General features: G+C 58.9%; 12 protein-coding genes and 1 pseudogene. 4 read left to right on the top strand and 9 right to left on the bottom strand.

Going from position 1 to position 14,744, the window contains the following annotated elements; genetic code table 11:
• Positions 1–110 precede the first annotated feature (110 nt).
• The 6 genes from XI08_RS20630 to XI08_RS20655 form a co-directional block, all read right to left on the bottom strand.
• Positions 111–269 carry a hypothetical protein gene (locus tag XI08_RS20630; RefSeq protein ID WP_271575734.1) on the bottom strand — a complete coding sequence of 53 codons (159 nt, stop codon included), beginning with the start codon at positions 267–269 and terminating at the stop codon, positions 111–113.
• Between the two features lie 240 nt (positions 270–509).
• The gene (locus tag XI08_RS20635) at positions 510–3,746 is read right to left on the bottom strand and encodes a GAF domain-containing protein (RefSeq protein WP_271575769.1); all 3,237 of its coding nucleotides are present in this window, start codon (positions 3,744–3,746) and stop codon (positions 510–512) included.
• A gap of 33 nt (positions 3,747–3,779) precedes the next feature.
• Positions 3,780–4,433, bottom strand: a complete 654-nt coding sequence (locus XI08_RS20640; RefSeq protein ID WP_271575735.1) for an MEDS domain-containing protein — start codon at positions 4,431–4,433, stop codon at positions 3,780–3,782.
• Positions 4,434–4,482: 49 nt separating this feature from the next.
• Positions 4,483–4,884, bottom strand: a complete 402-nt coding sequence (locus tag XI08_RS20645) for a response regulator (RefSeq protein WP_271575736.1) — start codon at positions 4,882–4,884, stop codon at positions 4,483–4,485.
• Positions 4,885–4,930: 46 nt separating this feature from the next.
• Positions 4,931–5,314, bottom strand: a complete 384-nt coding sequence (locus XI08_RS20650) for a response regulator (RefSeq protein ID WP_271575737.1) — start codon at positions 5,312–5,314, stop codon at positions 4,931–4,933.
• A complete protein-coding gene (locus XI08_RS20655; RefSeq protein WP_271575738.1) occupies positions 5,307–7,493 on the bottom strand; it encodes a PAS domain-containing sensor histidine kinase in 2,187 nt (728 codons plus the stop codon). Before XI08_RS20655 ends, XI08_RS20650 begins: the two co-directional genes overlap by 8 nt.
• Positions 7,494–7,861: 368 nt before the next feature.
• Between XI08_RS20655 and XI08_RS20660 the strand changes: the two genes are divergently transcribed.
• The 4 genes and pseudogenes from XI08_RS20660 to XI08_RS20675 all read left to right on the top strand — a co-directional run.
• Positions 7,862–8,665: an alpha/beta fold hydrolase gene (locus tag XI08_RS20660; protein ID WP_271575739.1), complete on the top strand. Its 804-nt coding sequence runs from the start codon at positions 7,862–7,864 to the stop codon at positions 8,663–8,665.
• Between the two features lie 17 nt (positions 8,666–8,682).
• Positions 8,683–10,320, top strand: coding sequence for a PAS domain-containing hybrid sensor histidine kinase/response regulator (locus XI08_RS20665; RefSeq protein WP_271575740.1), 1,638 nt, complete (start codon positions 8,683–8,685; stop codon positions 10,318–10,320).
• Positions 10,321–10,354: 34 nt separating this feature from the next.
• The gene (locus XI08_RS20670; RefSeq protein WP_271575741.1) at positions 10,355–11,167 is read left to right on the top strand and encodes a class I SAM-dependent methyltransferase; all 813 of its coding nucleotides are present in this window, start codon (positions 10,355–10,357) and stop codon (positions 11,165–11,167) included.
• A gap of 300 nt (positions 11,168–11,467) precedes the next feature.
• Positions 11,468–11,739: pseudogene (locus XI08_RS20675) on the top strand (cation:proton antiporter domain-containing protein); the annotation flags it as partial.
• Positions 11,740–11,758: 19 nt separating this feature from the next.
• On the opposite strand, the gene XI08_RS20680 reads toward XI08_RS20675, so the two are convergent.
• From XI08_RS20680 to XI08_RS20690, 3 genes are all read right to left on the bottom strand, one after another.
• The gene (locus XI08_RS20680) at positions 11,759–12,868 is read right to left on the bottom strand and encodes an IS630 family transposase (protein WP_271575742.1); all 1,110 of its coding nucleotides are present in this window, start codon (positions 12,866–12,868) and stop codon (positions 11,759–11,761) included.
• Positions 12,869–12,931: 63 nt separating this feature from the next.
• On the bottom strand, positions 12,932–13,696 hold the full coding sequence (locus tag XI08_RS20685; RefSeq protein WP_271575743.1) for an IS5 family transposase: 765 nt from the start codon (positions 13,694–13,696) through the stop codon (positions 12,932–12,934).
• Between the two features lie 156 nt (positions 13,697–13,852).
• Positions 13,853–14,743: an MBL fold metallo-hydrolase gene (locus XI08_RS20690; protein WP_333927811.1), complete on the bottom strand. Its 891-nt coding sequence runs from the start codon at positions 14,741–14,743 to the stop codon at positions 13,853–13,855.
• Between the last annotated feature and the right edge of the window lies 1 nt (position 14,744).

Below are 14,744 nucleotides of genomic sequence, written 5' to 3' on the forward strand. Positions count from 1 at the left end.
GCTAGGCGTATTCGAGCGCGCTCGCGGCCCCGACGTCCCGCTCCTCTCCAGCCCCGGGACACCTGGGGGCGTCGCGGGGCTAGCGCTTTTTTTCGTTTGTGCGCGGCTACTTACTTCCACATCCGTTTGAGCTTTCCGAGCAAGGCTTCGACGATGTGCTCTATCCAGCGCTCATCCTCCGCTCGCTTTGCAATGGCGGCGTCCTCACGATCGTTGTCGTTGAATATCTGCTGGCGGGGGTGGAGGCGTGACTCAGTGAGAACGAACATGCGGTCCTGCTTTCAATAAGAAGCAAGCATTGGAGGACCGCTAAAGTTCCTCACCCTCTACATGTCCAGTACCAGCATGTAGGCAAGAGCCGTCGAAAGAGCACCCAGTCCGATGACTCGAAAGAAGCGCGTTCTCGGCAGCGCCCTTGTACCGCGGGTCGCAATCGCTGAGGCCGAGCAACTCTCCTCCGTCTCGGCTAGACATGCATGTCACCATTAGGAGGCGACACACTTATCGGCTCACAGCCCGTTATCCGCGGCATCTGTCGCAGTGCTAGGCATAGCGTCCAGAATATCCCGGACGCGAGTCGCTAAACCTTCAAACGTGAACGGCTTGCTGATGAGTTGTACGCCGGCATCCAGGCGTCCATGGTGAACGATGGCATTTCGCGAATACCCTGTCGTAAACAGCACCTGCAACCCGGGTCTCATTTGCTTGGCAAGTTCCGCCAACTCTCGCCCGCTTCTGCCCGGGAGCACGACGTCAGTGAACAGCAGGTCTATCCTGTCCGACGTTCGCAGGATGCTCAGCGCGGCATCGGGGTGTTCGGCTTCCAGGACGTTATAGCCGAGTTCGACCAACACTGAGACGCTATATGCGCGCACGTCCGCATTGTCCTCGACGACCAGGATCACCTCCTCCGAATGGCCGCGCGGCGCGAGGTGCTCCTGAGTTTCCGTGCCCAAGGCCGCATCGCCATGATACCGGGGGAAGTACAATTTCACGCTCGTGCCGGCGCCCGGCTCGCTATAGATGGTGACATGGCCGCCTGACTGTTTTACGAAGCCATATACCATGCTGAGACCGAGGCCCGTGCCCTTGCCGACCTCCTTGGTCGTAAAGAACGGTTCAAACACCCGGTTTAGAGTCTCCTTGTCCATGCCACTGCCGGTGTCGCTTACCGACACCATGACATATTGGCCCGGGACCACTTCGGCGTCGGTGGCGGCGTATTGCTCGTCGAGAACGACATTAGCCGTCTCAATCGTTAGACGGCCGCCCTCGGGCATCGCGTCGCGGGAATTGATACCAAGATTGAGAATTGCGCTCTCGACCTGATTTGGATCGACATCCACCGTCCAAAGCCGGGGCGCCAGCACTCCCTCCAATTCAATGGTCTCGCCGAGAGTGCGGTGGAACAGATCCGTCATCTTCCGAATAATGAGGTTGAGATCGGAGGGTTGCGGGGTGAGCGGCTGCCGTCTTGAAAAGGCGAGCAGACGGGCCGTGAGGCTTGCGGCCCGCTGTGCACCTTGCAAAGACATTTCAACCGCACGGCGAACGCGAATTTCGTCGCCAGGTTTGCTGCGCCGGATTGTATCAAGACCCCCGATTACAACGGTCAGGAGGTTGTTGAAGTCGTGAGCGACCCCGCCGGTCAGTTGCCCGACGGCCTCCATCTTTTGCGCTTGCCGAAGAGCCTCTTCCGCCTTTCCACGCTGGGCCATCTCTTCGGCAATGCGGTCTTCAAGGGTCGCGTTCAGCTGCTGCAACATCTCCTCAGCGGATCTTCGCTGCGCTATCTCCCTCTGCGACGCCTGGAATAGCCGTGCATTGTCGATGGCGACACTTGCTTGGCCGGCTAGGCCGGTCATGAGTTCTTCCGAGCGCACGTTGAACATCCCCGGCTCCGGATGACCGAAAAACAACCCTCCGAGCACCTCACCCGAACGCGAGCGAACGGGAACGGCGAGGTAGCTCCTGACCGGTAGGTGGCCTTCGGGCATGCCCTTGTACGGCGCGTTGTGCCCGTAGCGGGGGTCCTTCAAAATATCATCCGATCGCACCGTTCCTCCACCATCGAAGGTCGGGGCGAAGATGGCGGTGTTACGCGGCATCGGAAACCTGGAAAAAGCCTCTCTCGGCGCGCCGGAAAGTGTGTAGAGTGTATAGCTTTCACCGGCTTCGTTGACGACATTGTAGAAGAAGGCTCCGAAAGCAGCACCAGTGAGCTCGACGCCCGCATCCGTCACGGTCTGCACGACATCGGCCAAATCGAGGTTCGCCGCAACCGAAGCGCCGGCGCGATTGAGTATTTGAAGCGCGCGGGTTTCTGCACGAAGTTCGTTCTCGGTTTGGCGAAGGGCCTCCTCGGCCGCTTTCCGCGCCGTGATGTCGAGGGCCGTTCCGATAGCACGAATGCAGCGTTCCCCGTCGAACAAGCCTTTGCCCTTGGCCGCAACCCACCGAACGATGCCATCTTCCTTGCCGATCGTCCGGTATTCGACGTCATAAGTGGCGCGAAGCTGAGAATCGAGAGCGGAGGCAAAGGCCTGGCTTGTGGCGTCGAGATCGTCAGGATGCAGCCCAGCATAGAAGTCCGTCATGCTGCATGGCCTCCCTGGCGAGATTCCGAACATCGCCTTGGTACGGTCGCACCAGGTCAAGTGATCAGTGGTTAAATCGAGGTCCCAGATTCCTACCTCGGCGGCCGAGGTAGCCAGGCGAAACGATTCTTCATTGAAGGCCAGCTGCGCCTGACTTTGGACCTGATTGGTGACATCGTGTCCTTCGGCGAAGATGCCCGTGATTTCCCCTTTATCGTCGGAAATCGGTTGGTAGATGAAGTCGAGATAACGCCGCTCCAGTGGGCCGCCGGGTTCTCGTCGGAGGTCGATTGCTGCAGCCGTCGAAACGTAGGCCTCGCCGGTCGCGTAGGCCCTGTCCAAGATCTCAAAAAAGCCTTGCCCTTCCAGCTCAGGGAATACCTCGCGAACAGACCGACCTAGGATGTCGCGCTGCCCCACCAAGCGAAAATAGCTTTGATTGCAGAGTTCGAATACGTGCTGGGGACCGTGCTGAACCGCGTGCGCAAAGTGTCGCCGACGTGCGCCTTGTGACGAAACCTGTCGGAAAGCCGGATGCGGGAAAACCGCGCGCGTGACCGCCATAAAGCCCGGAGCCTGCTCGAATAGCCTCTGCAGCCGGTCCCGCTCGCTTCCGAGCTTCCGGTTAAGCACCTCCACCGCGTGCCGCTCCCGGTTGAGCGCCCCGGTCTCGGCGCGGAGCGCCCGTTCCGCGCGCGCCCTCTGCCAAGCGACGGCCACTTGGTTGGCAGCCATTGTGAGCGCTAAGTGCTCGGCTTGAGTTGGAAAGCTCCGCCGACCACACACCGCGTCGAGACGGCCGGCGCCAGTCAATCCAATAGCAGTGCAAAATCCACGGAGACTTCCGTCCGGGCCGAGTTCGCCGGTTGCCGCGGCCCCCGGCTCCGGGAAGGTTGTTTGGAGGAGATGAGCCAGATCCGTAGGCTGACCATTGGGAAAGCGGCTGACCGCGCGGGTTTCGCCCCGCTCGGTGCGAAAGGACACCCGCACGCCATCCAGATCAAGCACCTGCACCAGCGCATCGGCGAGGTCCGCCGCTATCCGGTCCTCATCGGCGTTGACCCACATTGCCGGAAGAGAAGACAGCGCCGCCATGTCGCCGAGAGCGCGGCGCAATGCCCGCAGTTCGCGGTCGTCAAGTTGATCCACCTTGTTCAATACCCATCCCCAAGGTCTACGCCGTTACGCGGGCGTCCTTCGAGCCTGGAGCTCGGCCAGAAACTGATCCGGGGGAACGAAGAATGGATTTTGCTGAAGAACCCCGCCGACGATGACCTGAGGGTGGGTGCGCAATATATCCATCACCGTAGCCGCACTGAACTTATTGAGGTCGTATGTGCAAACGACCACGTCATCGTATTTTGGGAGAACGTGATTTAGCCTTGTCTCGTATTCGACAATCTTTTCGACGCCCGGAAGGTCTTCCAGTGCCCATTCCATGTTGGCCCAGAGGCGGGTCATCCCAAATCCGCTGCTCCGGCCCTCTTTGAGGACGTCCTGGATAAGGGCGAGCATGGCATCCTGATCAAAGCCGTTGCCGCCACTCAAATAGGCCTGTTCCCAGGGTCTCATTTCCAGTTGGCCCCGCGCCGTGGCCGCGTCGACGTCGATCCCCTCCGCCTTTAGCCTCCGAACGCGGTCGTCCTGTTGCTGATTGTTGATGATCTGGACGAGCCGGTCATTAGCCGCCAGCCCATCCTTGGCGAACGGCGCCAGTATTGCCTGCTCCTCATCGTCGGAGTTGAAAAATGCACAAGCATGGCAGGAACAAGTAAGTTCCGAGCCCGCGAGTTTAACTGACCGACTGAGCGGCGCTGCTTCGTGAACCTTAGGCATAGAAAGATCTCCGTTGTAACTGAAGCGACCTCACAGCGTCTCTTCATCGTCATTGTTTGTGGAGTTCTGCCGACGTCGTCAAACCGCCCTTACTACCCAGCAAGGCGGCCGTCAGCGCCGCCGAAAGTTCCTCGAGCTTATATGGCTTGGGTACGACAGGCCGGTTGCGAAAGCCTTCCGGCAATCCTGCCCGCCCATATCCGCTCGCAAAGGCGAACGGGATACCTTGTTGTGACAGATACTCGGCGACCGGAAACACCTGCTTGCCATTTAGGCTCACGTCCAGAAGCGCAACCTCAAATCTTCCCGCACGAGCCTTGTCCAGCGCTTCCGCCAAACTGCCCGCCTGCGCCGAAACCGTACAGCCGAGGTCGCCGAGCATGTCCTCGATCGACATAGCCACCAGCGCATCATCCTCGACAAGAAGAACGCGCGTCCCTTCCAATCCCATGAAGCACCTCCGACACTACATCGCTGCACAATATTCTTGAGATGGCTCACCCGTCTCCCGAGGGCCTGCTGCTGCCGAGCATCGCAAGCAACTTCGTCTTGAAATCTTCTATCGTGAATGGCTTGTTCAACACTTCGCACTCCTTAAATGTTTCCGGCACGCCGATGCGGCCGTATCCCGTGCTGAACACAAACGGCAGCTTCCTTGCCTTCAGAATTTCTGCAACGGGGAAGACGAGCTCACCGTCCAAATTGACATCGAGGACCGCGAAATCGAATGTCTCGGCACGGGCCATGTTCAACGCCTTTGCCAGGGTCGCGACCGACGCTGTCACGTTACAGCCCAGCTCTTCGAGCATGCTTTCTATGAGCAACGCCACGCCGCCCTCGTCTTCGACCACAAGCACGCGCAGACCGGCAAGATCAGCCATTCGGCGCCGATCCCCGCAATGGAAAAGTAGTACGACAACACAACCCTTTCGAATCAAAGACAAGATCGAGCTCTCCACTCAGATCGCGCTCGATACACCGTTCCATAAGCCGCGTACCAAAGCCGCGTCGCGTCGGCGCCTGCACCGGTGGACCCCCGCTTTCTTGCCAAACGAGATCGAGCGTCGTCTGGCCGGCACTCTCACGCACATGCCAAGTGAGCGATAGCATTCCTGCTTCAGATGACAGCGCGCCATATTTCGCTGCGTTCGTGGCGAGTTCGGTCAACGCCATCGTAACACTGAGCGCGGCCCGCGGGTTGAGGGTGACCGACGGCCCTTCAATTTTCACCCGTCCGCCAAAGCTTGTGGCCATGGGTGCGAGAACTTCCTGGGCAAGATAATCCAGCGGCGCGTCTTCCCAGTGGCGCCTGGTCAGCAAATCATGCGCACGAGCCAGCCCGAGCAGCCTCTTTTCATATCCCTTGCTAAAGTCCTGCAGGCTGTCGGAATGCCGCGCCGTCTGCTTGGCCAGAGACTGCACGGTCGCTAGCGTGTTCTTCACTCGGTGGTTCAATTCGTCGATCAGCGTCTTCTGCCGATTTTCCGCCTGCTTGCGCTCGGTGATATCGACGAGCATGTTGATCGCCCCGATCAGCTTGCCATCGGCATCATGCAGAGGCGTTGGATAGGGGATGAACGGAACCAGTGTGCCATCGGGACGCTCCGCGACGGCCTCGACACCGCGGACCGGCCGATCCTCCTTCAGGGCGACAGCCATAGGACATTGATCGTGGGGTAGCGGCGCTCCGTCAGCGGTGTAGAGCCGCCACGTTACGCACCACTCATCCCCCAGTTGGGGAGTTCGGCCTGCCATCTCGATGCAGGCCTTGTTGAAAAATGTTATTCGGCCATTTGCATCGGTGGTGTAGACGGCAGCTGGCAAGCCTTCGAGGAGGTCGCGCATATGACGCTCGCTCTCGCGAATGCGATCCTCCATCCGCTTGGCGTCGGTAACATCCTGAATGACCCTGACACCATAAAGGAATCGTCCTGCATCATCACGAACCGCTGAGGCGTAGACGTCGAGATAGACGATTGTACCGTCGGGTTGGCAAGCACGCTTGCGCACCGAATAGCTGTCGATTTCACCTTCGACCTGACGAGTGTAGTTCGCAGCATCTTCAGCTTGATCGTCCCGGTGTGTGTAATCGAAGAAAGTCATGCTCAGAAGCTGATCGCGTGAGCGACCAAGCATTTTGCAGATGGCGTCGTTGACGCGCAGCAGGCGGCCCGTTTGGTCGGCCTCTGCAATGCCGACCGTGGCAGCTTCATAGGTTGCCGCTAGGCGTTCCTCGCTTTCCCGACGCGCGCGCTCGGCTTCACGTAGATGCGTCACGTCCAATGTAAAGCAGCGCGTATTGACAAATTTCCCGTCGTCGATCCGGCTGTTCGAAGTGACAAGGACGTACTTGATCGAGCCGTCCTTCGCGCGCAGACGGGCGGGGTGGCGGTCAAGCTGCTCGCCACACGATAACTTCTGGAGAATCTCACCGATGACCGGCGCGTCGACGTGGAACTCTGCGACGTGGCGACCCACGTATTCATCGGCTCGGTATCCCAGAAGGTCGAGTTCAGCCTGGTTGGCGCGCAAGATGATGCCTTCACCACTGACAATGTGAAGACCGACCGCGCTGTTCTCAAAAAAGTCTTCCAGATCGCTGCTTTTTCGCCGGACCTCCTCCTCCATTTTCTTGTGCGCGGATATGTCCTGAAAGCAGTTGATCGCACCCTGTATGTTGCCCCGGTGATCCTTCAAGGCACGGATATTAACCAAGGCAGTAAAACGAGCGCCGTCGGGCCGCTCCATTATGACTTCGGCATTGCGGGTAGTCGTCCCTACGCGGATCGCATCAGCCATGGGACAGTCTTCGGCTCGAAGCGGCGTGCCATCGAGCAGAAACAAGCGGTGCGATCCGCAGAAGCGCTCTTTTCGACTATCCAGGTTCGGAGTGCGGCCCCAGAGAGCAGCCGCCTCCGAATTGTATCGGATCAGCCAGCCCTCATGGTCGCAAACATAGACAGCGCCAGGGATGGCTTCCAGCGCCGTCGGAGCGGCGGCGACGAGCGCCTCGAACTCGGTGAGCTGGCGCTGTATGGGGAATTCCTCGACGTTCGACATCTTTGACCGCTCCGATGGCCGATGGAGACCACCGCGCCCATTCCTCCTGAAAAGGTCGGCGCCGCAGTGAAAAACTCGGATTCCTCCCCGCTCCGCCCTGCAGGCATGCCTAAGCCTCCGAAAACGAAGCGCATCGAGATTGGTTCCAATGTGCGATTCATCCGCCTGAAGCACCCAAAATTGACCGGAGGGGCGAGCGGCCTTGAGCGGGATACACAACGGTGGACGTTGCTGCTACGGTCTTTCGAGATTTCGGCACAGATGGGCCTGTAGAGAGGAGCCCGGCAAATCGCGGCCGCCTCTCACGAAATTGTATTCGGCGCCCTGCCGAGGGCGGCGCGCCCTGTGATCATACGAAGGAACATGTCTTGGCTATTGTGCAGCGCAACAACGTTAAAGTCGTGGGCTCCGGCGGTCGCGCGATGATCTTCGCCCATGGCTTTGGCTGCGATCAGAACATGTGGCGCTTCGTCTGGCCTGCCTTCGCTGATGACTATCGCATCGTGCTGTTTGATCACGTGGGCTGCGGCGGCTCCGATCTTTCAGCCTACGATGCCGGGAAGTACGGCTCTCTGGAAGGATATGCCGACGATGTCGTCGCCATCTGCCGCGAATTGGGAATCATCCACGGCATCTTTGTCGGACATTCCGTCAGCGCGATGATCGGCGCGATCGCTTCGCTCAAAGCACCCGATATTTTCGATGACCTCGTCATGATTGGTCCATCTCCCCGGTACATCAATGATGAGGAGTACACCGGCGGCTTCAGTGAGCAACAAATCCACGAGCTTCTCGACTTTCTTGACGCTAACCACATGGGCTGGTCGCAGGCGATGGCCCCTGTCATCATGGGCAATCCCGACCGGCCGGAGTTAGGAGAAGAACTCACCAATTCCTTCTGCATGACGGATCCAGAGATCGCCAAAAAATTCGCACGCGTCACTTTTCTTTCCGACAACCGCAGCGACCTGCCGGCGGTCAAGGCGCGTTCTCTCGTCCTGCAATGCTCAGAGGATGTCATCGCGCCGAAAGGCGTCGGCGAATACGTGGCCAAGCAGCTACCCAATAGCCAGTTCACCATCCTCAATGCCACAGGCCACTGTCCCAATCTCAGCGCGCCTGAGGAAACCATTTCCGCGATGAAAGCTTTCCTGGAAGGTCCGCCGGATTGAGTGCGTCTTTGGATATCATGGCCGGCGAAGTCGACGATCTTGAGGATTTGTTCGACAATGCTCCGTGCGGCTATCTCGCTGCGGGAGCAGACGGCCGTATTACCAAAGTCAACTCTACGTTCTGCAAATGGCTTGGCCGCGAGAAGAGCACGTTCATTGGCCATCGTTTCCAGGACTTCCTGAACATCGCTGGAAAGATCTACTACGAAACCCACTTTGCTCCGCTAATGCGGATGCAGGGATTTTTCAACGAGGTCGCGCTGGACCTGGTGCGTGCAGACGGATCGACACTTCCTGTCCTCGTCAATGCCGCAGAGCGGCGCGACGAATCGGGCAATCTGCGATTTATCCGCATTACCGTCTTCAATGCCTCCGATCGCCGCCGCTATGAGCGAGAACTTCTCGAAGCGCGCCGGGCCGCAGAGCAGGCCAGCGCCGACCTGCTCGAACTCAATCACACACTCGAACGTCGCGTCGCCGAGGCAGTCGAGGGGCGGCTGAAGAGCGAGCGGGCACTTCACCAGGCGCAGAAAATGGAAGCGGTGGGCCAATTGACCGGCGGCATCGCCCATGACTTCAATAACATGCTCTCCGTTATCGTGTCGTCGCTTGGTCTGCTCGAGAGGCGGCTTGCAAACGGCGAGGACGTTTCCCGTTTTGTTTCCGCGGCAAAAGAAGGCGCCAATCGCGCCGCGGACTTGACGCGGCGCCTTCTCTCGTTCTCGCGTCAACAGACCCTTGCTCCTGAAGCGATCAATGCAAATCAAATGGTCGCCGACATGTCCGAACTTCTGCGGCGGACGCTGGGCGAAGCTGTGCAACTCGAAACCGTGCTCGCGGGCGGACTCTGGCAGGCCCACGCCGACAGGAACCTGCTTGAGAGCGCAATCTTGAACCTCGCCATCAACGCGCGCGATGCCATGCCTGATGGCGGACGTCTCACGATTGAGACTGCCAATTGCCACCTGGATGAGGCTTACGCGGCAGAGCAGGCGATCGCCTCAGGCCAATACATCATGGTCGCGGTCACCGATACCGGCACGGGCATGGCACCCGATGTCATGGCCAAGGCGTTTGAGCCGTTCTTCACCACCAAAGGCGTAGGCAAGGGCACCGGATTGGGATTGAGCCAGGTGTTCGGCTTCGTCAAGCAGTCGAGCGGACACATCAAGATCTATTCGGAAGTCGGCCAAGGCACGACGATGAAGATCTATCTTCCACGCTTTTACGGCGCTCCCGAAGCCACTAAGTCGCAGACCAATGAGCATCTGGCGCTCGCCTCTGGCCGCGAAGTCGTTCTCCTCGTCGAGGATGACGCGCAGGTCCTGTCACTAACAGCCCAGACTCTCCGCGACTTGGACTACGAAGTCATCGAAACGCCAAACGCCGCGGAGGCATTGAAAGCGCTCTCCGCACATCCCGAGATCTGTCTTCTTTACACCGATCTGGTCATGCCTGACATGAACGGTCGCGCCCTCGCTGACGAAGCTCGGCGACTGCGTCCTGACCTGAAGATCCTTTTTACCACCGGCTACGCGCGAAATGCCATTGTTCACAACGGCATCCTCGATCCCGACATGAACCTGCTGCAGAAGCCGGCCTCGATGCAGCACTTGGCAGCGAAAGTGAGAAAACTCCTTAATTCGAAATTATGAGCGACAAGGCACGCCATGGTCAGGAAGAACATTCATGTCCAACTCCGACAAAGTATTCGCCGGCTCGATACCGGACATCTACGATGCCTATCTGGTCCCTCTCATTTTCGAGTCGTATGCGGCCGATCTCGCCGCTCGCGTCAGCGGATCTAGTCCTAAGACGGTTCTCGAAACGGCGGCCGGGAGCGGTGTCGTCCCGCGCGCACTGGCTTCCATGCTCAACGCGGAAGCACGCTATGTGATCACCGACCTCAACCAGCCAATGCTCGACCGCGCCATTGCGCGGCAGGCGGCAGATCCGCGCATTGCGTGGAAGCAAGCCGACGCGCTGCGGCTGCCCTTCGATAATGAAAGCTTCGATGCCGTGTGCTGTCAGTTCGGCGTCATGTTCTTCCCGGATCGTGTTGCAGGTTATAAGGAGGCTCTTCGCGTACTCCGTCCTGGCGGCCGCTTCTTCTTCAACGTCTGGGATCGCATAGATGATAACGACTTTGCCCGGGTCGTAACCGAGACGGTGAGCGATATTTTTCCGACCGATCCGCCCCGCTTTCTGGCACGGACGCCGCACGGCTATCATGACGTAGAAGCAATCGAGGCCGATTTGCGCGCCGCCGGCTTTGCGACAATCCAAATCGAAACGGTAGCAAAAAACAGCGTCGCGCCGAGCCCAGGCCACCCTTCTATCGCCTATTGCCAGGGCACGCCGCTGCGCAACGAAATCGAAGCACGGGATGCGGCCAGTCTGGAGAGCGTGACCACATCCGCCACGGAAGCGATCGCGAAGGCCTACGGCATTGGCACCGTCTCCGGCAAGATTCAGGCGCATGTCGTCGTTGCCGGCCTTTGATTGACCTTTGAGCCTTTGGCGGCTTTGACCAACGCGATGCTCGTGTCTTTGCGACATCGAACCTCGATTGAGCACGACCACATCATGCAATAAGGACTCGGCAGTCGCTGTCCTTTTTCGAACTATCGGCAGTTCTGTTGACGCTGTCCGCCGTGCTCGGCTGGGTCAATCACAAATACCTGCCTTTCCCCTTTCCCCCATACGATCGGCCTTCTCATCATGAGCGTCGCCGCGTCGCTCATTCTCGTGGGATCGATGCCGCCGTACCGGATAGACATCTGTTCGACGCGCTCACCAGCCGCCATTCCCATCGTCCTTATTGCTCGATTCATCGCGGTGGGACTTCCCGCCCTCGCGTCGTGGTCGAGCAGATGATGGCCTTTCGCAACCTACCGTTTCTTGCGTGGGCCGGCATCCGCGGTGGCATTTCCGTGGCGCTCGCCCTGTCCGTACCCGACAGCCCTGCCCGACCGGCAATTTTGGCGGCAACCTACGCCGTCGTCCTTTTCAGCATCATCGTCCAGGGATCGACCCTCGGCTATGTCGCCAAGCAGACCGTGCTGCCAAAATAGGAATTCTAGTCACGTGAATCTAAAGTTCGCCACATAAAGTCTGCTGGGCTTTGTAGCAGAAGCGTTTGACGGAAGCCAAAATCTGGTCTGCGGACTTGGTCCATTTGAAGGGTTTCGGGTTTCTGTTGTGCACGTCGATGAAGGTGCGGATGTCGGCCTCGAGCTGCCTGACGGATGTGTGGACACCTCGCTGGATCTGCTTTCTGGTGAGTTCGGCGAACCAGCGCTCGACCTGATTAATCCATGACGCGGAAGTCGGCGTAAAATGGACGTGGTAGTGAGGCCGGCGGGTGAGCCACGCTTTGATCTTGGGTGTCTTATGGGTGGCGTAGTTATCCATGACGATATGGACATCGAGGCCTTCAGGAACTTGAGCATCGATCTCTTTTAAAAACTTCAAAAACTCGACTGCCCGGTGGCGCTTGTAACATTTGCCGATGATAAACCCCGACGCGACATCGAGCGCGGCAAACAGCGAGGTCGTACCATGCCGCACATAGCTGTGCGTGCGCCGTTCCGGTACGCCAGGCATCATCGGCAAGACCGGTTGCTCGCGATCGAGTGCCTGGATTTGGCTTTTCTCATCGATGCTGAGGACAAGTGCTCGGTTTGGTGGGGACAGATAAAGGCCGACGATATCGCGTACCTTGTCAACGAATAGCGGATCGCTCGACAACTTAAATGTCTGGCTACGGTGCGGCTGCAAGCCGAACGCAGACCACATTCGGCGGATCGTGGTGTGGGAAAAGCCAGTTTCCGCAGCCATCGAGCGGATCGACCAGTGCGTCGCATCGGCCGGCGTCGTCCGCAATGTCCGCTCGATCACGGCAGCAACCTGATCGTCGTCGATGGTTCGAGGGCGGCCAGGGCGGGCTTCGTCAAGCAGGCCATCACAGCGATCCTTTAAAAATCGGCGACGCCACTTGCCAACGGTGTGTTCGTGGAGGCCGAGTTCGGCAGCGACAGACTTGCTTGGCAATCCATCCGCGCACCGCAGGATCGCGCGGCATCGCTCAGATAGCGACCGCGCAACACGATGACGACGAACTTGCCTCTCTAAGTACGTCCGCTCCTGCGGACTCAGAACCAACGGCGCGATCGGCCGGCCTTTCACACCTGCATTCGCCACAAGCGCTCTCCTCTGTAGAGATTCGAGCTATCATATTATGTGACGAACTTGAGTTCCAGATGACTAGGGCGTGGACTCATAACGCGCGGCCAGCCATACCCGGATAGATGCGAGTTGGACGAAGGCAAGGTAGTTTCCCGCAAGCCTGTCGTAGCGCGTCGCCACACGACGACATTGTTTGATCCTGTTGAAGAACCGCTCGACCTGGTTGCGAGCGCGATAAAGGTACGGGCTGAAGCAGATCGGATCGCTACGATTGCTTTTCGGGGGGATGTTGGCCCACGCCCCCTTTTTCATGACCAGCTCTCTTATCCAGTCGGCGTCATAGCCACGGTCGGCAAGCAGCATTGACCCGGGCTTCAGGCGGGAGAGCAGTTTTCCGGCAAGTCGAACGTCGTGGGTCTCGCCGGGGCTCAACGCCAACCTTACCGGCAAACCATTGCTATCGACCACCGCGTGGATTTTACTCGTCAAGCCGCCGCGTGACCTTCCCATCGATTGGCGCCGATTCCTAGTGATGCAGGCTCCATGCTGATGCACGCGGACAATCGAGGTGTCGATCATTTGGACAGCGGCATCGTGGGCAGCAGCAAGTGCGTCTATGATGCGGCCCCAGACACCAGCCCGCCGCCAACGGACGAAGCGGTTGTAACATGTGGTGTACGGACCAAACATCTCGGGCAAATCACGCCAAGGTGCTCCAGAGCGCAAGACCCAGAAGTTGCCATTGAGGACACGACGGTCGTTGACCCGAGGAACCCCACGCGGCTTGTTCGGCAGCATGGGCCTGATGGCAATCCATTCATAGTCGGCGAGTTCGTAACGCATGATTCGAGCCCCCAGTTTGGAAGCTTGAATCACAGCGGTCTGGCCAGACGCAACGCTTCCGGACCCGGTTGGACGCTTACGGGGAAGAAGCGGACATCGGCCAGCCGATAATCACCGCTGAAACCGTCGAAAATGACATAGCTGAACTTTCAGAGGCTAGATTGCAGGTTTTCGAACCGTAACGCTCTCGCCGATCTCGAAGCTCATCAAGTCCTCGCCGACCACGAGCGGCCCCTCATAGATTTCACGGGTTGCCGCGATCAGCGCTTCGATGGTCGGGGCAATTACAGTCTGACTGGCGAGCATGACGAGGTGGGTGAAGGCGGCGAGCTTCGGCCGTGTCTGCGCAAACACGTGTCCGGCTTCCTGCGGCGAGGTGTGATGATTGATGATGCGCTGGATGTCGGCTTGGCCCAGCAGTTCCGCCGGAGCCATCGCAACCTCGTGCACCAGCAGATCCGCGCCCTCGCCGTAGCGGAGCAAGTTCATATTGTAGCGAGTGTCGCCGGAGATCACCGCGACCCGGCCTTGATACTCGATGCGAAAGCCATAGGCCGGCTTGATCGCGTCGCCATGATCGACGGTGAAGGCGATGACGCGCAGGTCGCCGGCTTGATAGACGACGCCGTCCTCACCAAATTCTTTTACTGTGACTGCGACATGCTCGCGGGCGAGCTTTTCGTCCTCGACACGAATCTCGATGTCGTGCGCATAGGCCGCTTCCAGATGATGCATGAGCCTCGCTGTGCCGACCGGGCCGATCACGTTGAATGGTCGCCGACGGTTGCCAAAATGCGAGCTTAGCCAGCCCGTCAGCCAGAGATCTGGAATGCCGACCGTGTGATCGGAATGAAAATGCGTGAGCAACAGCGCATCGATCCGGCCGATCGGAACGCCGAGCTGAAACAATCGCATAGCGGCGCCTCGGCCGGCATCGATCAGCACAGTGTGACTGCCCGCTTCGATCAGCGTGCTCGGGCCAAAACGATCAGGACGGGGGATTGGCGTCCCCGTCCCGAGGAGCGTCACGCGAAAATCTGATGTCACC

This window comes from Bradyrhizobium sp. CCBAU 11361, assembly GCF_028128935.1.
Taxonomy (GTDB): Bacteria; Pseudomonadota; Alphaproteobacteria; order Rhizobiales; family Xanthobacteraceae; genus Bradyrhizobium; species Bradyrhizobium niftali.

Bases quoted from the DNA above. Each gene is read 5' to 3' on its own strand.
- XI08_RS20645 (WP_271575736.1), bottom strand. From the start codon at position 4,884: ATGGGATTGGAAGGGACGCGCGTTCTTCTTGTCGAGGATGATGCGCTG.
- XI08_RS20630 (WP_271575734.1), bottom strand. From the start codon at position 269: ATGTTCGTTCTCACTGAGTCACGCCTCCACCCCCGCCAGCAGATATTC.
- XI08_RS20640 (WP_271575735.1), bottom strand. From the start codon at position 4,433: ATGCCTAAGGTTCACGAAGCAGCGCCGCTCAGTCGGTCAGTTAAACTC.
- XI08_RS20685 (WP_271575743.1), bottom strand. From the start codon at position 13,696: ATGCGTTACGAACTCGCCGACTATGAATGGATTGCCATCAGGCCCATG.
- XI08_RS20655 (WP_271575738.1), bottom strand. From the start codon at position 7,493: ATGTCGAACGTCGAGGAATTCCCCATACAGCGCCAGCTCACCGAGTTC.
- XI08_RS20665 (WP_271575740.1), top strand. From the start codon at position 8,683: ATGGCCGGCGAAGTCGACGATCTTGAGGATTTGTTCGACAATGCTCCG.
- XI08_RS20650 (WP_271575737.1), bottom strand. From the start codon at position 5,314: ATGGCTGATCTTGCCGGTCTGCGCGTGCTTGTGGTCGAAGACGAGGGC.
- XI08_RS20670 (WP_271575741.1), top strand. From the start codon at position 10,355: ATGTCCAACTCCGACAAAGTATTCGCCGGCTCGATACCGGACATCTAC.